17 protein-coding genes and 2 pseudogenes are annotated in these 17,958 nt (G+C 37.6%); 14 read left to right on the forward strand and 5 right to left on the reverse strand.

Annotation, left to right across the window (positions count from 1 at the left end):
- Nucleotides 1-112: 112 nt before the first annotated feature.
- The 9 genes and pseudogenes from thiD (at nucleotide 113) to AC0IWE_RS02670 (ending at nucleotide 6,599) form a co-directional block, all read left to right on the forward strand.
- On the forward strand, nucleotides 113-931 hold the full coding sequence (thiD, locus tag AC0IWE_RS02630) for a bifunctional hydroxymethylpyrimidine kinase/phosphomethylpyrimidine kinase (protein ID WP_471791798.1): 819 nt from the start codon (nucleotides 113-115) through the stop codon (nucleotides 929-931).
- Entirely contained in the window at nucleotides 928-1,188 is a 261-nt protein-coding gene (locus AC0IWE_RS02635; protein ID WP_471791799.1) for a thiaminase II/PqqC family protein, read from the forward strand. The genes thiD and AC0IWE_RS02635 overlap by 4 nt, the downstream gene beginning before the upstream one ends.
- Before the next feature lie 49 nt (nucleotides 1,189-1,237).
- Nucleotides 1,238-1,582 (forward strand): annotated as a pseudogene (locus AC0IWE_RS02640) (thiaminase II/PqqC family protein); the annotation flags it as partial.
- A gap of 108 nt (nucleotides 1,583-1,690) precedes the next feature.
- Entirely contained in the window at nucleotides 1,691-2,080 is a 390-nt protein-coding gene (locus tag AC0IWE_RS02645) for a hypothetical protein (RefSeq protein ID WP_471791800.1), read from the forward strand.
- Nucleotides 2,058-2,897: an MFS transporter gene (locus tag AC0IWE_RS02650; protein WP_471791801.1), complete on the forward strand. Its 840-nt coding sequence runs from the start codon at nucleotides 2,058-2,060 to the stop codon at nucleotides 2,895-2,897. Before AC0IWE_RS02645 ends, AC0IWE_RS02650 begins: the two co-directional genes overlap by 23 nt.
- A 552-nt stretch (nucleotides 2,898-3,449) precedes the next feature.
- On the forward strand, nucleotides 3,450-4,292 hold the full coding sequence (locus tag AC0IWE_RS02655) for a M57 family metalloprotease (protein ID WP_471791802.1): 843 nt from the start codon (nucleotides 3,450-3,452) through the stop codon (nucleotides 4,290-4,292).
- Between the two features lie 340 nt (nucleotides 4,293-4,632).
- Nucleotides 4,633-4,953 (forward strand): hypothetical protein, encoded by a 321-nt coding sequence (locus AC0IWE_RS02660; protein WP_471791803.1) that lies wholly within the window; start codon nucleotides 4,633-4,635, stop codon nucleotides 4,951-4,953.
- Nucleotides 4,954-5,210: 257 nt separating this feature from the next.
- Nucleotides 5,211-6,293, forward strand: coding sequence for a S41 family peptidase (locus tag AC0IWE_RS02665; protein ID WP_471791804.1), 1,083 nt, complete (start codon nucleotides 5,211-5,213; stop codon nucleotides 6,291-6,293).
- Between the two features lie 63 nt (nucleotides 6,294-6,356).
- Nucleotides 6,357-6,599: a hypothetical protein gene (locus AC0IWE_RS02670; protein WP_471791805.1), complete on the forward strand. Its 243-nt coding sequence runs from the start codon at nucleotides 6,357-6,359 to the stop codon at nucleotides 6,597-6,599.
- A 128-nt stretch (nucleotides 6,600-6,727) separates the two neighbouring features.
- Here AC0IWE_RS02670 and AC0IWE_RS02675 read toward each other — a convergent pair whose 3' ends face one another.
- Nucleotides 6,728-7,450, reverse strand: coding sequence for a hypothetical protein (locus tag AC0IWE_RS02675; protein WP_471791806.1), 723 nt, complete (start codon nucleotides 7,448-7,450; stop codon nucleotides 6,728-6,730).
- A 389-nt stretch (nucleotides 7,451-7,839) separates the two neighbouring features.
- Between AC0IWE_RS02675 and AC0IWE_RS02680 the strand changes: the two genes are divergently transcribed.
- Together AC0IWE_RS02680 and AC0IWE_RS02685 are read left to right on the forward strand one after the other, a co-directional pair.
- Nucleotides 7,840-8,523, forward strand: a complete 684-nt coding sequence (locus tag AC0IWE_RS02680; RefSeq protein ID WP_471791807.1) for an AAA family ATPase — start codon at nucleotides 7,840-7,842, stop codon at nucleotides 8,521-8,523.
- Nucleotides 8,524-8,922: 399 nt separating this feature from the next.
- Nucleotides 8,923-9,276 (forward strand): ATPase, encoded by a 354-nt coding sequence (locus tag AC0IWE_RS02685; RefSeq protein WP_471791808.1) that lies wholly within the window; start codon nucleotides 8,923-8,925, stop codon nucleotides 9,274-9,276.
- Nucleotides 9,277-9,388: 112 nt separating this feature from the next.
- On the opposite strand, the gene AC0IWE_RS02690 is transcribed toward AC0IWE_RS02685, so the two are convergent.
- From AC0IWE_RS02690 to AC0IWE_RS02705, 4 genes and pseudogenes are all read right to left on the reverse strand, one after another.
- Nucleotides 9,389-12,583, reverse strand: coding sequence for an efflux RND transporter permease subunit (locus AC0IWE_RS02690; protein WP_471791809.1), 3,195 nt, complete (start codon nucleotides 12,581-12,583; stop codon nucleotides 9,389-9,391).
- Between the two features lie 62 nt (nucleotides 12,584-12,645).
- Nucleotides 12,646-13,714: pseudogene (locus tag AC0IWE_RS02695) on the reverse strand (efflux RND transporter periplasmic adaptor subunit).
- A 2-nt stretch (nucleotides 13,715-13,716) separates the two neighbouring features.
- On the reverse strand, nucleotides 13,717-15,057 hold the full coding sequence (locus tag AC0IWE_RS02700) for a TolC family protein (RefSeq protein WP_055908471.1): 1,341 nt from the start codon (nucleotides 15,055-15,057) through the stop codon (nucleotides 13,717-13,719).
- Between the two features lie 70 nt (nucleotides 15,058-15,127).
- Nucleotides 15,128-15,739 carry a TetR/AcrR family transcriptional regulator gene (locus AC0IWE_RS02705; protein ID WP_471791810.1) on the reverse strand — a complete coding sequence of 204 codons (612 nt, stop codon included), beginning with the start codon at nucleotides 15,737-15,739 and terminating at the stop codon, nucleotides 15,128-15,130.
- A 167-nt stretch (nucleotides 15,740-15,906) separates the two neighbouring features.
- On the opposite strand from AC0IWE_RS02705, the gene AC0IWE_RS02710 reads away from it, so the two are divergent.
- The 3 genes from AC0IWE_RS02710 (at nucleotide 15,907) to murB (ending at nucleotide 17,870) form a co-directional block, all read left to right on the forward strand.
- A complete protein-coding gene (locus AC0IWE_RS02710; protein ID WP_471791811.1) occupies nucleotides 15,907-16,347 on the forward strand; it encodes a sterol desaturase family protein in 441 nt (146 codons plus the stop codon).
- Between the two features lie 8 nt (nucleotides 16,348-16,355).
- On the forward strand, nucleotides 16,356-16,778 hold the full coding sequence (locus tag AC0IWE_RS02715) for a hypothetical protein (RefSeq protein WP_471791812.1): 423 nt from the start codon (nucleotides 16,356-16,358) through the stop codon (nucleotides 16,776-16,778).
- A gap of 75 nt (nucleotides 16,779-16,853) precedes the next feature.
- A complete protein-coding gene (gene murB / locus AC0IWE_RS02720; RefSeq protein ID WP_471791813.1) occupies nucleotides 16,854-17,870 on the forward strand; it encodes a UDP-N-acetylmuramate dehydrogenase in 1,017 nt (338 codons plus the stop codon).
- The last annotated feature ends 88 nt before the right edge of the window (nucleotides 17,871-17,958 follow it).

Genomic DNA, 17,958 nt, shown 5'->3' on the forward strand with positions numbered 1-17,958 from the left:
GATCCGGATAATGCCGGCGTAGGAAAATTAGTTTGTCTGCACATATTGTGTAAAATGCATACTGCATTTGAAGACTCCTGAAGTTGTTTAAACAAAATGAAGTCTTTAAGCAATGAATTACATTAATGTATTAACAATAGCTGGCTCCGATAGTGGAGGAGGTGCTGGTATACAAGCCGATTTAAAAACTTTTTCGGCACTGGGCTGCTTTGGTACCTCTGTAATTACAGCAGTAACGGCACAAAATACTATGGGCGTAAAATCCGTACACGGCATTCCGATAGAAATCATCAAAGATCAATTGCAGGCCGTGATGGATGATATTGCACCTGTTGCAATTAAAATCGGGATGATTAACCGTGCAGATGTGGTACAGGTAATTGTAAAGGCATTAAGCAGTTATAATAATCCTGCTCCGGTAATTTTAGATCCTGTTATGGTGGCTACCAGCGGTCATCGTTTAATAGAACCCGATACCGTAATCCTCCTGATTGAAAAATTGTTTCCTATTGTTAGTTTAGTTACCCCAAATATTGATGAAGCCGTTATACTTTCCGGGCAACCGATCCATAACCTTGAAGATATGATTGCGGCAGGGTACAAAATTATCCAAAAAGGCGCAAACGCTGTATTACTGAAAGGCGGGCACTTGGCCGGACCAATTATTTACGATGTTTTCATAAATGGAAAAGATGCACCAGTTATACTCGAAAGTGCATTTATTGCTTCAAAAAACCTGCATGGAACGGGGTGTACTTTATCATCAGCCATAGCTGCCGGGATGGCAAAAGGTTATGATCTATTAACGGCTATAAAACTTGCAAAAAAATATATCAGCGAGGCACTACAAAGTGGAAGTAATGTAACAACTGGTAAGGGCAATGGCCCGTTAAATCATTTTTTTAATCCGCTAAAACTAATTATTCAATGATGTGGAGCCAACAGGCATGGGAAAAGGTAGCACCCATTTATGCCAAAATATTGACAATGCCTTTTAATACCGAACTTAGCAATGGTACCTTACCGCAAGAAAAGTTCCTTTTTTACCTGGCGCAGGATGCCTATTATTTATTGGAATTCGGGCGGACGTTAAGTACAATTAGCAGCCGGATGCAGCATGCCGACCTGGTAATGGCCTTCGCCGGATTTTCTACAGGAGCAATTTTTCGCAGAGCGGAGTTTACATGAAAGTTATTTTGTAGAATTTGGCTTAGCAACAAATGTTCAGCCTACACCATCTACCTTATTGTATACAAATTATATCCTTAGTCAGGCTGCTTACGCCAATGTAGAAATTGCAGTTGCCGCCGTTTTACCCTGTTTCTGGATTTACAAAGCAGTTGGCGATTATATATTTTCGAAGCAAAGCGGAGATCAAAATCCATATAAAAGGTGGATAGATATGTATGCAGGAGCAGAATTTGCAACCGCAGTAGAAAAAGCGATTACCATTGCAGATCAACTGGCGGCTATTGCCAATACCGAAACCCGGCAGAAAATGTTTGAGGCTTTTGAAATGGCTACACGATTGGAGTGGATGTTTTGGGATAGTGCTTATCAACTTGAAAAATGGAAAATTTAAGATTTTAACCAGTTTGCAGACAGAAATTCGGATAAAAGTTAAAAAATTGTCGGTTTTTACAATAGATTTAAAGAACTTTGTAGCTCAATCTATAATTAAAACATCATTTTGGAAGAAAGCAAGCAAGGAAAGGAAATTCTAATAAAACAAGAAAATACACCTGTAACAGCACAAAGCTCTCCAAAACAAGTACGTTTCGCCATTTCCGCATTTTACTTTATGCAAGGCGTTTGTTTTGCCAGTTGGGCAAGTAGAATACCAACTTTCAAAGCATCTATGGGGCTTAATGATGCAGAATTAGGTTCCATTCTTTTTGCATTGCCGGCAGGACAGATTATTACGATGTTTTTTTCTGCAAAATTGACCACACATTTTGGAAGCAAGAAAATGTTAAGGGCAACCGCACCACTTTATGCAATTGCATTAACATTTTTAGCCCTGGCTACCACAGGTTTACAACTGGCCGCTTTTTTTAGTGCTGTTCGGTATCACAGGTAATCTTTGCAATATTGCCTTAAATACACAGGGTGTAGCCGGCGAAAACTTTTATGGTAAACCCATTATGAGTTCTTTTCATGGTGCATGGGCTATAGGCAATTTAACCGGGGCATTAATTGCACTTGGTTTGGTAAACTTAAAGTTGGGCATGTATACCCATTTTTGGGTAATCGCTTTATTCTCCTTAACCAATGTAGCATTTAACGGGAAAAAATTATTGAACTACAGTAAGCCAGATGTGCTGATGGAGAAAGCAAAATTTTTTACCCGGCCACAAGGTATATTAGTGTTATTGGGCGTTATTGCTTTTTGCAGTATGGCAACCGAAGGAACAATGTTCGATTGGAGTGCAATTTACTTTGAAGATGTGGTTAAACTACCGCACAACAAGGCCATAATCGGCTATGCATCATTTATGTTTATGATGGCCAGCGGTAGGTTTTTAGGTGTTTATCTGATCAATAGGTTCGGGCGTAAAAACCTGTTGCAAATCAGTGGTGCAATTATATCGGTAGGTATGGCCCTTGCTGTAATATTCCCTCATATTATCGTGGCAATTTTAGGTTTTATGCTTATTGGGTTAGGTGTTTCCAGTATTGTACCAATGGTTTACAGTATTGCCGGCAACAATAAAAAAGTGCCATCAGGTAAGGCCATTACAATGGTTTCGAGCATTGGTTATTTTGCGTTTTTGTTCGGTCCGCCATTAATTGGCTATGTATCGCAGCTATCAAGTTTGCGTTATTCTTTCGGGATCATTTCTGTGTTTGGATTGCTGATTACTTTTTTGGTTACTAAGATTAAGAGTATAAACTAGATAATTTTTCCGGTATACAATAAAACTGATCTGTTTAAGCCTGTCATTGAACTACCTTTCTAAACCAAATAATAATAATATTGGATCAGTTTCAGCACTAAATGGTTATCAATATTTAATTAAACGACAATGGAAAATAGCTTTTGTGTAAAGTTCTTAAAAAAAATGCCGGTCCTCTTCTTTTGAAGCAAGATCTGTTTTTCTTTTCGTGTAAAATAAACTTAATCCCTGTAGCAATATACATTTCGTTTTTATCTTTGTCTATATCCCACGTACACATTGTAAACCTAAAAATGCAAATAGTGGGATATATTTATTACATCTGCAAGCGCCAAAAATACCCTTCTAATTCTTTTAGCATTTCTTCAGCACCTCTTGTTCTACAAGTTCAAGTGATGATTTTATCGTTTGTATTTGCTTGGAGTCATTTGCCATGCAATTGTAGCTTAAACGCCATAAACCCTATGGATACCCAATTTCTTACCACATTCTACTCTACCAAAGCTAAGTATAAATCAAACAATTATTTATTAACTAACTACTATCTTCACTATGAAAAAGATTAAATTTTTAAATGCTATTGCGGTATGTCTCACCATCGCATCATTAAATGCCTGTAAAGAAAGCAACACAGAAAAGGTTGCTGATGTGCCAACCACAAATGTGGTTAATGCCGATAAACTTGCTCAGATAAAGGCTTTAGGTTTCAGTACAAATGGTGTAGTAAAAACAGCTGACGGTTATCTTATTGAAGGTGACCTTTTATTAACTGATGAAAACTTAACAGAAATATCTTCAGGAACGAATTTAAAAATCGCAGAAACAGAGCAATATAGAACCACAAATCTTGTGAAAGCCCTGCCTAGAACCATTACCATTTCGGTTACTAATTTGCCGCAAAAATTTAGTGATGCTGCAAATATTATGATTTCGAGATACAATTCTTTAGGTCTGCGTTTAAAATTTCAACGCGCAGCAGTTGGCACAAGAGGAAATATTGATCTTGTCGGTTTTTCTCAGCCAGGTACTGTTAATGGAGTTGTCCTTGGACAAGGCACATTCCCTACAGCATCTGGTCAGCCGGGTAACAGAATCCAAATGAACCAACATCCTGATGCTTATGGAAGCAGAAGCACCGAATTTGTTGCAACCGTAATTCAACACGAAATAGGGCACTGTATTGGTTTCCGTCACACTGATTATTTTAATCGCGATTTCAGTTGCCCATATGTACCTTCTACCAACAATGAAGGGCAATCAGGTGTGGGGGCCATCAATATACCTGGAACCCCATCTGCAGCAGATGCAGGATCAATCATGTTGGCATGCGCTGGTTCAGGCACAGGAACTTTTAACGCAAATGATATTATTGCACTTAATTACCTATACAAATAAAATATACTTTGGCTTTGCTAGAAAGAAAGCGCGCTCACGAAAGTGGGGCGCTTTTTTTATTGGTTGATGTGTTTAATTTGTAATCCACCACGTTAAAATTTACGCTTAGAACATTTCATCTGTATTATTTTTTAAAATTCTTAAGCTTTAATAAAATGTATTGCAGTGCTTTTTATAGGCTGAAAATCAGTTTGATAACCTGCATTGTTGTCCAAAATTATGGTACTGATCAATGAAATTTGAATGTTAATGCAAATAATTTTACTCTGGCAGGCAACCTTATTCAATTTCCAGGCGTAATACCTGTACATCAATTTATTTAAACAATTATACATTTATTATGAAAAAATTATTTTTATTAACAGCCGTAGCATCTTTATTCATTGGAGCTCAAACAGTACAGGCAAAAATTATTAATCCATCACATTCAGTAGTTAGAGCAGCAGATACTTACATGGGAAGTGCTTATATCAATGAAACCATTGGAATGGTATATTTTTATGGGAATTATAATGGTCCATGCACTGAAGTAAGAGATTCGGATGGTAAAATCCTTAATGCAACAGCCACTTTTGCTGATAGCTGTGGGGCGATTTTTGCGATTGTTACGATTACAGAAAATGGTAAAACATCAGAGTATTCTAATTACCTTATTTACTAAGCTGATTAATAGTTTAATAACTTTTAACAAAAAAGGGTTGTCTGGCAATATGTCGGGCCACCCATTTTTTATTTTAACGTTACCTGAGATTTTTTAATGTTGATTTTCATGATAATTTGTTCTTTTGCCATCGATTAAAAAAGCTAAATTGTAACTAGAGTATTACCAGGTAGCGCATAATGATTAAATATTCATTATCAATGCAACATTGTAAATTTTGGCTCAGCAATCAAACAACAAAATTAAGCAACATAAAAATGAGAAATAAAAAAACTAAAAAGATAATGCCATTTAAATGTACGGTAGTATTATGTGGAGTCATATTTTTAATGTTTTTTAATGCAAATGCTCAAACTGTAAGTAAGGCAGATGTGCATGAAATTGTAGATAAACTTGGCACTGCATTGAAGGATCGTTATCCGTTTCCAGAAATATCTGCACTTTATAGCAAAAGCCTTATGCAAAATGAGGTCGATGGAAAATATGCCAATCTTACTGAGCAGCAACTTGCCGATAAGTTAACGAATGATTTGAAGTTGCAGCACAACGATGTGCACTTGCGTATTATTCGCAGTGAAGCTGAATTTGCTAAACTGCAGCATCCTAAACCTCAAGCCGATGAGAAAGAAACAGAAAATGAGCTTTTACGTAAACAAAATTACGGATTCCGCGGTGTAGATATCGATCCCTCATCTTCAACAGCGTATATTAACATCCCAGGCCCTTTTTACGCCACTCAAGAAGCGTTTGAAACAGCCGCCGCAGTAATGAATACCGCAGCTTATAGCCAATATGTAATTATAGATGTAAGGGCGAATGGTGGCGGCAGTGGACAAATGGGAAGATTTCTGGCCTCTTATTTTTTCGCAGCCGGGGATGAAAAGTTTTATTTAAACGGATTTTATAAAGATCGTACCCAGGATGAACAGGAATGGACCTATTCATTTGTACCGGGCAGGCGGAATGTTAACGCCAAAGTATTTATATTGATAAGTCCGAATACAGGTTCGGCTGCCGAAGGGTTTGCTTATGCCATGCAAAAAATGCACCGGGCAACCATAATAGGTGAAGCCTCAGCAGGAGCAGGAATTGCTGGCTCTTACATTCCTTTGAAAAATAATCTTGTCGCTTTTTTACCAGTTAAAATGGTAGTTGCACCAAACTCGCAGGTGGGCTGGGAGGGTACAGGCGTTATCCCCGATTCAGTTGTTAAAAGTCAACTGTCCTTATCCAAAACGCGTCAAATAATCTTTGAAGACATCATCAAAAATTCTAAAGATTCGGATTTAATAGCCAGTGTTAAATGGCAGTTGGAAGATAGCAAGGCAGGAGATAAATGAATATTGGCTGGGAAAAAAGATATGCTGGCATCGTTGGTAAATACAACAATAACCGGGATATAATTGCTACAAAGGACGGCCTTATCTGGAGGAGGGCTGATGCCTGGTAAGCCATCCGAAGATTATAAGATAAGGGAAGTGAATAAAGATACGCTAACAATTAAAGGCTATAATGCAAGCTATGGTGAAAATAGTACAAGGCTTTATGTGATCCGCGATGATAAAGGGAAAATCACTTCGCTGCAACAGGTGATATTATTGCCTAATGGTGTTGTATATCCAGTTCCAACTAAACTTACCAAATAATTTTTTTTATTGATAGAACCTGATTTGCGTCAAAAGAAAATTCAATAGATTATTATGTGCTCATTTTAAAGGCATTGGCTGTACGCCTTTTTGGCTTACTTTTCAACGTTACCATAATGAAAGCAGATTTACTCCTTCTTTACCAAGCCATGTTCTTTTAGTGTGGCAACGGCTAATTCAATAAGGCGCAAATTTTCATCTTGATGCCCGTGCTGCACTTCAACATTGATGTATGGAATGTTATTTTGCATGGCGTAAATAGAAAGTGAGCCATCATTAGAAGCGAATTTAGATTGCAGGATCACATTCACGTTGGCTTTTTTCAAACTCGAAAATAATCTGGGTTCAGTTACATATATAAGGTCATCGCCGTCCATCTGAAAGTTGATGTAAACGGAATCTGCAGTGCTGGCCAAATCATAACCTGGCAAATAAGAAGAGATTCCAAAGCCGCCATCTGCATTATTGTGTAGCGTTAAAAAGTAACCGGTAGCTTTTGGGTCGTAAAAATCAACTATCTGTTTACCTGCCTTTAGGATTGCCTTTTCCACTTCGTTCGAACTGAATAGATCCTTTTTTAATCGGGTATTAACACCCACTTCTGTGTAAATTGCATTCGGATCTATACGGTATTGATCATCCATATAACTGAAATAATAATCCCTAATACTACCGTACTGACTATCAATTAATTCGCCGCCACTCCAACGGATGTAATCAAAGCCTGCTTTTACGCCAGTATCTTCATTATCATGTACCACTAAAAATTTAATTCCATTGGGTTTGTAACTGTATTTTACCAGGGTAATATCAAGATTAGAAAGTTTAATGAAACTGGAATCAGTAGTCATTGCCGCAAATACGGGAGGGTGTTGAGCTTTTACTATGAGAACCGAGCAGACTATTAACAGGCTAAAAATGAATTTAAACATAATCCCTAATATACAATATTGCGCTATAATTTGTTTGGATACAATATTGTAGAATTATCCGCGCAGGGTTCAATACACTTAATTTAAAAGTAATTTCAGTGTTCACGGATTTAATAAAATAATTGGTTCCGATTATATCAGGAAATATTGTATTTAAATATAATTCATTATCCGAAGCCAAAATCGTAAATTTTAGGTATGTTTTGGCTGCGGATGTTTTTTTATCCGCAGCCAAAACCATATATTTGAAGCATGTTTTGGCTGCGGATAAAATTGTTTTCAATCGTTAACGTTAAAAGGGATAAAAAATGGAATTGCTTATTGGAAGAATAGCTGAGAAAAAAATATTATCAGAGGCACTTACCTCATCTTCATCAGAACTATTGGCGGTGTTTGGCAGGAGAAGGGTAGGAAAAACTTTCCTGATCCGCTCAGTTTTCCAGAAACAGCTCATTTTCGAACTTTCTGGCGTTCATGATGCAAATGCTGCCGAACAACTCCTTAATTTTAGCAAAGCCATTGCAGAAGCATTAGGTTCGCCATTAACTCCTGCAGTGCCTAAAAACTGGACAGAAGCCTTTTGGCAACTTAGAGAATTCGCAACGCCTATACTTAAAAAAAGAAAAGCTGTAATTTTCTTTGACGAATTTCCATGGTTAAGTTCACATAAATCTGGCTTTCTTTCTGCCTTTGAATATTTTTGGAACCAATGGGCCTCACAACAACCGAATCTGATTGTTGCGATATGTGGATCTGCTGCCACCTGGATGATTAAAAAAGTTGTAAACAACAAAGGCGGCCTGCACAATCGGTTAACGCGAAAAATACGCTTGTTGCCTTTCACCTTGCATGAAACAGAACAGTACCTAAAAAGCAATAATATCCAACTTGACCGTTACCAGATGCTGACTATTTTTATGGCGATGGGCGGTGTGCCACATTACCTGAAAGAAATCAAAAAAGGGGGAAAGTGCTACTCAGGCCATCGATAGGCTTTGCTTCACTAAGGACGGCCTCCTTTCAACAGAATTCGCTAACCTTTACCGTTCGCTGTTCGAAAACGCAGACAGGCACATTTCGGTAGTCAAAGCACTTGCAGAAAAACCATCAGGCTTAACAAGAAACGAAATCATTGCGGCGTGTAACCTGCAGAGTGGGGGAACTACCAGTTTTTTACTTGAGGAACTAGTGGAATCTGGCTTCATTACTCCGCACCTGCCTTTTCAGAAGAATGCAAATCAGAGCATTTACAAACTCAGCGACGAATACAGCCTTTTCTATCTTAAATTTATCGAACACTCTCCGCGCCACTGGTGCAGGTACGTGGCTTAAAAAATCATCAACGTCTTCGTGGAGGAGCTGGAGTGGTTGATGCATTTGAAGGGATTTGCATGAAACATACAGTTAATATTAAACAGGCACTGGGTATCTCTGGAGTGTTTACTGAAACATCAGCTTGGCGATATGCCCCAAAAGATGGAAACGGTGCACAGGTGGATCTGTTGTTAGACAGGCAAGATAATGTGATCAGTGTATGTGAAATGAAATTTTCGAATACTGAATTCGCAATAGATAAAGCCTATGCTGAAGCGTTAAAATACAAACTTGAGATATTCCGTGGGCAGAGCAAAACAAAAAAAGCATTATTTCTAGCCATGGTTACAACTTATGGTATTAAAAATAATATATATTCTATTGGGCTGGTGCAGAATGAAGTTACCATGGATGATTTGTTTTTACCCTAATAGTGCATCAGAAGGATTCATAGCTCGCTAAACCACTGTTCCTGATTTTTAAATCCACAAAAAAGCCCCGATTTGGGGTCGGGGCTAAATTGATTGTTAATCTGGATGTTTATTAATGTCCGTGATCTAGATCGTATTCATTTACATCTTTATGATCGTATGGTTCTTCCATCAGTTCATCAATTGTTTTGCCTTTTTTATTGAAGCCTAATCTTTCTAACATTCTATCGAATATTAAGTATACTACAGGTACAACAATCAGGGTTAAGAACAGCGAACTGGTTAAACCGCCTACAATAACCCAGGCCAAACCATTTTTCCACTCAGCACCTGCACCGCTTGCCAATGCAATAGGAAGCATACCGAATACCATGGCAATGGTGGTCATTAAAATTGGGCGTAAACGTGCGTGGTTGGCTAAAACTAGCGCTTCTTTGGTTTCTTTACCTTCTGCTTTTAAGTGGTTGGTAAAATCGACAAGGATAATCGCATTTTTCGCTACCAGACCCATTAACATAATTAAACCTAAAATGGTGAAGATACCGATTGAGTTATTGGTTAATGCTAAGGCTAACAATGCGCCGATTACTGCCAAAGGAAGCGAGAACATTACCACCAAAGGATAGATGAAACTATCATAAAGTGCAACCATAATCAGGTAAACCAAAATAATCGAGGCCAATAAAGCGATACCCAGAGTACCAAAACCTTCGCTCTGATTCTCCTGATCACCTGCCCAGCTATAACTTACGCCAACCGGTGCCTTTAATTTGCCGTTTTTCTGCATATCTTCCAGTTTTGCCTGGAATTCTGCAACCACGGTTCCTGTTGGCCTACCAATTGATTGGGCTTTAACCGATACTGAAGTAGATTTATTTAAACGTTCTAACTGGCTCGGTCCTGAACCTTCTGTAATGGTTGCAAACTGTGATAACTTAATCTGTTTATTATCGCTGTTTACAAAAATCAGGTTCCTTACGTCGTCGATATTCTGACGGTTAAAGTTTTGATATTGGATATTGATGTCGTATTCGTACTCACCTTTACGGTATTTACCATCAGTATTACCGGCAAAAGCGGTTTGCATGGTAGAACCAACCGTTTGTAACGTTAAGCCAACAGCCGACATCTTATCACGGTCTACCTGAACATTAATCTCTGGTGTACCTTTTTCTACCGATAATTTTATCTCAGTTGCGCCGGGAATAGAAGCAAGTACTTTTTGTGCACCTTCAGCATATTTCAATGCACTATCTAAATCAGATCCCATTACCACCAACTGGATTGGTGCATTTTCTGCAATACCTAAAATACTAATCGGCACAGTTTTAACTTTAGCACCAACAAGCTCTTTAGCTAACGCACGACTCATTTTTGTAGCAAAAATATCCGAAGAAACACCTTTACGCTGATCGCGTTCAACTAATTTTACGTTAATCTCCGATTTATATGCCGTAGCTTGCGTACCACCAAAATCACCGGTTGATTGTCCAACTGTAGTAATTAACTGAGTAATTTCTGGTTGTTTATCTAAATAAGCTTCAGCTTTTTGGGTTAAAAAGTTGGTTTGTTCTAAAGATGCATCTTTTGGTAATTCCAACTGCACTAAGAACTCTCCTTTATCTGATTTAGGGAAAAATTCTGATCCAATAAAGCCGCCAACCAATAAACCACATGAACTTAAAAACATTACTACTACGGCAACCAATGTTAGTGCCTTATGGTTTAATGACCATGTTAAGATGCTGGTGATCCAAAGTGTAAATTTCTTTAACTGTTTTTCAAACCAAAGGATGAAACGGCCAAATAGGTTTTTACCTTCAATACGTTCTAACTTACCAAAACGTGAGAAAATAAGCGGTACAATGGTGAATGAGGCTACCAATGATAGCAAAGTTGCAATAATTACCACAATACAGAACTGGCGAAGAATGTTCGATACCAAACCTGTACTTACCGCAATCGGGAAGAATACCACCACAATTACGAAAGTAATGGATACTACGGTAAAACCGATTTCTCTTGTTGCATCAGATGCTGCCCTTACTTTGTTTTTACCCATCTCCATGTGTCGCTGGATATTTTCCAGTACCACAATCGCATCATCCACCAGGATACCTACCACGAGTGATAGCCCCAATAACGACATTAAGTTTAAGGTAAAGCCAAATAAGCTGATTCCGATAAAAGTAGCAATTAATGAAACCGGAATTGATACCATTACAATTAACGCATTACGTAAACTGTGCAGGAAGAAAAGCATTACGAAAGCCACCAAGATAACTGCAAGTATTAAATCGTGAATTACCGCATCGGCAGATTCTAAGGTGAAAATTGAACTATCGTTAACAATTCTGATATCCAACTTATTTGCAGCATATTCATTTTTAAGCTTAGCAATAATAGCATGCACACCTTTACTCACTTCTACCGCGTTTGCATCACTTTGTTTAATAATCTGGATTGCAATAGAAGCTTTACGATCGATACGTGCCAGTTTTTCAGTTTCTTTTTGTGAATCCTGAACATCGGCAACATCACCTAAACGAATTTGTGCGCCATCTTTGGTTGTTGTTAAAACAAGGTTTCTTAACTCTTCCATACTTCTGTACTTACCCGATAAACGGATCAGTACATCCTGGTTTTGCGTTTTAACACTTCCTGTAGGGAAATCTAAGTTAGAACTCAGAATTAATTGCTGCACCTGTGGAACAGAAAGGTTATAGCCCTGTAATTTATCAGCATCTAACGAAACCTGGATTTCGCGTTCCGAACCACCAACCAAGTTTACCTGTGCAATACCGCTTACCCTCGAAATTACCGGGGCAATACGTTTATCGATCAAATCGTAAAATGTAATATCGTCCATATTTGCCGAAGCAGACATGGTAATTACCGGTAAATCATCCAAAGAGAATTTACTTAATGATGGTGTTTTTACATCCTCAGGCAGATCAGAAAGAATGGCATTTACCTTTCTTTGTGCATCATTTAAGGAAATATCAATGTTTGCTGCATCAGTTAAGGTGATGGTAACAGTTGATAAACTCTCAAACGATACCGAGTTGATCTTTTTAATGTTTTCCATCGATGATACCGCATCCTCAATCTTTTTGGTTACGGTATTTTCAACCTCATTTGGTGAAGCACCAGGGTAGATGGTCGAAATAGATACTACGTTGTTAGAGAATTTTGGAAGTAATTCATAACCCAACGAAAAGTAACTTAGTAGCCCAAGCAAGGTTAATGCGGTAAATACCACAATTACCAGCGAAGGCCTTTTTATAGATATATCTGTTATCTTCATTTTAATTAGTATTGCGTTTTGCGATTGGCGTACCGCGTTTTAAAGCCAAAAAATCCCCTAACTTATTTTACGATACTCACTGCAGTACCTTCAGTTAAGTTAATCTGCCCGCTGGTAATTACCGTTTCACCTTCTTTTAAGCCATCAAGAATTTCAACATTATCTCCCAAAATACGGCCAGCTACAACTGTGCGGGTTTTGGCTGTGTTGTTCGATTTATCCAATACAAAAACCTGGTTGCTGCCTCACACTACCAACAAATGAGGTACGTGGAATTAGGATGCTTGGTGCCTGTTTAGGGAATTTAAATACCGCAGTTCCATACATACCTGCTTTAAGTGTATTTTTATGGCTGTTATCTACCTCAATTTCAATCGGGAAGTTTAAAGTTGCATCAGCTTTAGCAGCGATGAAAGTTATTTTTCCTGAGAAATTATCAGTTGGGAAAACCGACGATTTAATTTCAATCTGATCTCCAACTTTGAGGTTGGCCACCTGCGATTCGTTCACATTAACCTTTAATTTTAATTTGGAAACATCAACCAGTTCAAATAATTGTGTACCCTGGGTATTTACAAAAGCACCAACTTCGATGTATCTTTTGTTAACAATTCCATTAATTGGCGATTTAATATTGGCATCACTTAATTTACGTTGCGAAGCCTGTAAACGCAATTTTGCATTTCTGGTAGCCAATTTAGCCTGATCCAACTGTTGTTGGGTTACCCCACCTGTTGAGAATGAACTTTGATACCTCGCTTCATCTTTAACCGCATTTTGGTAGTTAGCCTCTGCAGTTTCCCTGTCGGTATTGATAATTTCAGCATCAACGCGTGCCAAAACCTGTCCTTTGCTTACGCGGTCACCTTCATCTACATAAATGGCAGTAACACGACCAGCATTTTCTGATAAGAAATTAAGTTCCTGCTTAGGAATAAAGTTTCCATTTGCACTGAAATCTAAATTCACTGCTTTTTTCTCTACCTCAGCAATACGAACAGCAACAGCGCCACCGCCTTTAGCAATGAAAGCAGTTTTTTCTTCGTTCTTCTTTTTATTGTTGCTTAAAACATAAGCTATTGCGCCAATGGCAACAACAATTACGACAATTATGATAATTACTCTTTTCATTTCTATTTAACTAGCGATTTAATATTTCCGTTTGATTTGATTAATTGTATTTCGGCGATTTTATAATTTAATAAAGCCTGTGTATAGCTGTTTTGTGCCGAGGTAAGTGCATTTTCCGTATCCAAAAGATCGGTTAATGAAGCTAAACCATTGTTGTAGTTATTTTGGGTGCTTTTGTAAATTTCCTGAGCTAAATCAGCATTTTTACGCTGCGATTTTATGGTATTGATGTTATTCCGCAATTGGATCTTTGCATTTTCATAAGCAAGATTTAAAGAGTTTACCGATTCTTTTCGGCTTTCTTTTGCTTTTCTGATATCAACATCTGCCTGGCGGATTTTAGAGCGTGTTAAAAAGCCATTGAAAATAGGGATTCTCAGGGTTAAGCCAATTGCTGATGCCCCGTAACCAATTGCTGCCGCATTGGATTTTAAAAAGTCGAAACTATCGCTCTGACTGGAGTAAGTATAATTACCCGTTAAAGCCAACGATGGATAATATTCGGCAACATAGGCTTTTCTTTGCAGCGATAAGAGTTTATCCTGGTTATCCAAAAGTTTTACCTCAGTTCTGTTCGCCAAATCAATAGAATCTGTAAAAACAGGTAAAGTAGTTACTTCAGTTAATTCGGTGGCAGGTAAACTGATTGGTGTAGAAACCGGCATCCCCATCGAAAATTTTAACTGATTTTCCAGTTGGGTAATCGCGTTAATTACCTGTTCGCGTTGTGTGTTCAGGTTGGTTAAATTTACAGTAATACGATCTACATCGATTTTTCTTGCCAAACCGTTTTTATATTGATTGGAAACAATTTTTTCTACAATCTTTACATTTTTAATGTTTGTATCAATTACATTTAGCTGCTGTCTGTTTACCAAAACCTGGTAATAATTGTTGGCAACCAATTCGATAATCTGCTCTTCTGTGTATTGAGAAGTAAGGTTATAATATTCCTCGCTTGATTTAGCCGCCTGTAAACCAGTAAAAACCTGTTGGTTAAACAGCTGTTGCGAAAGCTGAACACCTGCAGTCGAATTCCAGTTCTGGCCTAATTTAATCGCCTGTGTTTGTCCGCCAAAGTTAGCAACCAACTGGCCGATAATTGGGTTATAGGTTAAGCCTACGTTTCCTGTAAGCTGAGGTAAGGCCTGAGCCCTAACTTCCTCTACCTTATAACGTCCGCCTTCAATATCCAGTTTCGCATTCCGAACCTTGGTGTTGTTTTGGAGCGCAAAGGTTAGCGCATCTTTTAAGGTAATTTGCTGCTGAGCAACCACCAGTTGCGGCAAAACCGAACCGATAAGGAGTATGAGCATTAATTTTACCATTTTTACTCTAAGCATAATGTATTGTTTTTTTGTTTTTGGGTTCTTATTTAAGTTCTTCTGTAATAGCTGAAGATTTTATTTTCTGTTAGTCTGCACACCTTAAACCCCTAACAAAAATGCTGGTGAGGTTTTTTTGTTTAAGGGTCATCCTGTTGAAAGCTTTTTTATCAGGGAACAGATCTTTTCCGGTTTCCATAATGCACATGGTACAAAGGCCCATCAAACTTTCCAGGTAGAGTTCGGCAACGTGGGCCGTATCATCATGTTCTATTTCTCCCTTGGCTTCGGCCTGACTGAATATCTCTGCAAAAAAATCTTTTTCAGATCTTTTAAGTGTTTGTAACTTGCCTTTAATTACATCATCATTTAATAAATCAGGAATACCTTCTGTAATTCTTAACATGTAATATTTCTGAAAAAATGTATTTCTTACATCTATGGTGTTAAAAAGTATTTCATCCAGGGGTTGGTCCGGATTGTATTTCTTTTTTATCAACTCAAAAAAATCGTGAAATACCCGTTCAATTACACCAATGATTAAATGCTTTTTATCCGGAAAATAATAATAGAGTGATGGTTTGGAAACTGACAGGTCCTCAGCAATATCATTCATCGTTGTTTTACCAATCCCAAAATGGATAAAGCGTTTTATAGCACCATCAATAATTTGCTCTCTCTTTTTATCGGCTACAATCATTTTACTTTTCTACTTTCTGACTTTTTTAATATTTTAGTCAAAAATAGTGCTAAAAAATGATTTGTCAGGAATGGTTTATTGAAAAGTATATTAAGCTTACAATGGTATGACATAATTTTTAATCTTAGCGTGTTTATATATCTTTACAAACCAATCATTTATAAAACTTGTCAGTAATTATCAATTTCCTAACGGTACTATTTACCATTATAATAATGGAGTGTTTCTCCTGGTTTATACATAAATATTTATTCCATGGCCCGCTATGGTTTATGCATAAAAGCCACCATCAAAAAGCGAAATCATTTTTTGAGTGGAATGATGTTTTTGCGGTTTTATTTGCTGCACTGTCATTGTATTTAATGTATATAGATCGCGATCACTTAAGCTATAAGTTTTTTATCGGCCTGGGTATTACTTTATATGGTATTATTTATTTTGTGGTACACGATTGGTTTGTGCACCGTCGGTTTAAAACTTTTAAGAGCAACAACACCTATTTGCAGGCCGTTCGGAAAGCGCATAAAATTCACCATAAAAATAGGGGTAAGGAGAAAGGGAAAGCTTTTGGATTGCTGTTTGTGAGGAAAGATGTATTAAAAAGCTAAATTACAATATGAAAAATTATTCTCTGATCATTCTTATTTGTACTGCTTCATTGTTATTGTATTCATGTGGTAAGAAAACTAAAACCAATAAAGATCGCGCCATTGCACTTGTAGAAGCCCGCTATGATAACCGTGATGAAGGCCTGGATTTTGATCAAGCAAGTTTAGATAGTATCTATACTATTTCTCCTAAAGCTTATACCGATAGCTTAAAAAAAGGAAGTAAAATGGATACAACTTTGGCTTTGCTTGAAAGTGAGATAGAACATTTAAGTCAGGAAGAATCTGATAGTGTAGGATTGATCAGTGCGCAATTGACTAAGAGAGCGGTACCGCCTGCTGGATCTGGCCAAAACCAAACCAGAATTTATTGGCTGGAAACTTTCTGGGGTAAAATCAGAAGATGCGAAAGCGAAGGGGTTGAGTTTTAATTTTGATAAGGAGATTACCAAAATCGTTCCTTAATTAATTTTTATTTTACTTTTGCAGCATAATACAAAATCACTATGCTTCAAATTCAGGAAAATATTTCGCTAAAACCATACAATTCATTTGGTATCGATGTTAAAGCTAAATATTTCGCAGAGGTATTTGCTGAAAAAGATCTGGTTAAGTTATTTGAAAATGAGCTGGTAAAATCTCAAAAACTTCTGATTGTAGGTGGAGGCAGCAATGTGTTGTTTACCAAGGATTACGATGGTTTGGTAATCAAAATCAGCATCAAAGGTATTCAATCTGAAGTTTTGGAGGATAAGGTCCTGGTAAGTGCAGGTGCCGGTGAGGTATGGAATGATTTTGTAAACTACTGTGTCCAGCATCATTTTGCTGGTGTAGAAAATTTAAGCCTGATTCCAGGTACTGTAGGCGCATCGCCCGTACAAAACATTGGTGCATATGGGGTAGAGCTTAAAGATGTTTTTGAAAGCTGTACTGCATTTGAGATCAGCACCGGTCAAATTAAAACTTTTAATTATGAAGATTGCCACTTCGGCTACCGCGAAAGTATTTTTAAAGGGGAATTAAAGGGCCAATATATTATTACATCTGTTACGTTCCGCCTTTCTTCCGAAGCGAAAATAAATACTTCTTATGGTGCAATCGAAACAGAATTGCATAACAGAGAGATCGAAAATCCAACTATTGCAGATGTTTCGGCGGCTGTATCACATATCCGCGTAAGCAAATTGCCAGATCCTTCAACCATTGGAAACGCCGGGAGTTTCTTCAAAAATCCTGTGATTGAAAAGTATGAGTTTGCAGATATTGTATCAAAACACCCTGATGTGGTTCATTACGCTACAGCTGATAATAAAATTAAATTGGCTGCAGGCTGGTTGATTGAACAATGTGGCTGGAAAGGTAAAATTGTTGGGCAAACAGGCACCTGGAAAAATCAAGCTTTGGTTTTAGTTAATCATGGTGGTGCAACTGGCACGGAAGTGTATGCTTTTTCTGAACAGATTATAGACAGTGTAAAGTCCACTTTTGGAGTCACTTTAGAAAGAGAAGTAAATATTCTGTGACGAAACCATGCCTTAGCGTATTTGTACGCCTTTGGCACCATGCCAAAAATTTTTGGTACTAAGTTTGTTTACAAATAAGGGAATGAGC

Source organism: Pedobacter sp. AC402 (assembly GCF_979252805.1).

Bases quoted from the DNA above. Each gene is read 5' to 3' on its own strand.
- thiD (WP_471791798.1), top strand. From the start codon at position 113: ATGAATTACATTAATGTATTAACAATAGCTGGCTCCGATAGTGGAGGA.
- AC0IWE_RS02635 (WP_471791799.1), top strand. From the start codon at position 928: ATGATGTGGAGCCAACAGGCATGGGAAAAGGTAGCACCCATTTATGCC.
- AC0IWE_RS02655 (WP_471791802.1), top strand. From the start codon at position 3,450: ATGAAAAAGATTAAATTTTTAAATGCTATTGCGGTATGTCTCACCATC.
- AC0IWE_RS02660 (WP_471791803.1), top strand. From the start codon at position 4,633: ATGAAAAAATTATTTTTATTAACAGCCGTAGCATCTTTATTCATTGGA.
- AC0IWE_RS02665 (WP_471791804.1), top strand. From the start codon at position 5,211: ATGAGAAATAAAAAAACTAAAAAGATAATGCCATTTAAATGTACGGTA.
- AC0IWE_RS02675 (WP_471791806.1), bottom strand. From the start codon at position 7,450: ATGACTACTGATTCCAGTTTCATTAAACTTTCTAATCTTGATATTACC.
- AC0IWE_RS02680 (WP_471791807.1), top strand. From the start codon at position 7,840: ATGGAATTGCTTATTGGAAGAATAGCTGAGAAAAAAATATTATCAGAG.
- AC0IWE_RS02685 (WP_471791808.1), top strand. From the start codon at position 8,923: ATGAAACATACAGTTAATATTAAACAGGCACTGGGTATCTCTGGAGTG.
- AC0IWE_RS02690 (WP_471791809.1), bottom strand. From the start codon at position 12,583: ATGAAGATAACAGATATATCTATAAAAAGGCCTTCGCTGGTAATTGTG.
- AC0IWE_RS02700 (WP_055908471.1), bottom strand. From the start codon at position 15,057: ATGCTTAGAGTAAAAATGGTAAAATTAATGCTCATACTCCTTATCGGT.
- AC0IWE_RS02705 (WP_471791810.1), bottom strand. From the start codon at position 15,739: ATGATTGTAGCCGATAAAAAGAGAGAGCAAATTATTGATGGTGCTATA.
- AC0IWE_RS02715 (WP_471791812.1), top strand. From the start codon at position 16,356: ATGAAAAATTATTCTCTGATCATTCTTATTTGTACTGCTTCATTGTTA.
- murB (WP_471791813.1), top strand. From the start codon at position 16,854: ATGCTTCAAATTCAGGAAAATATTTCGCTAAAACCATACAATTCATTT.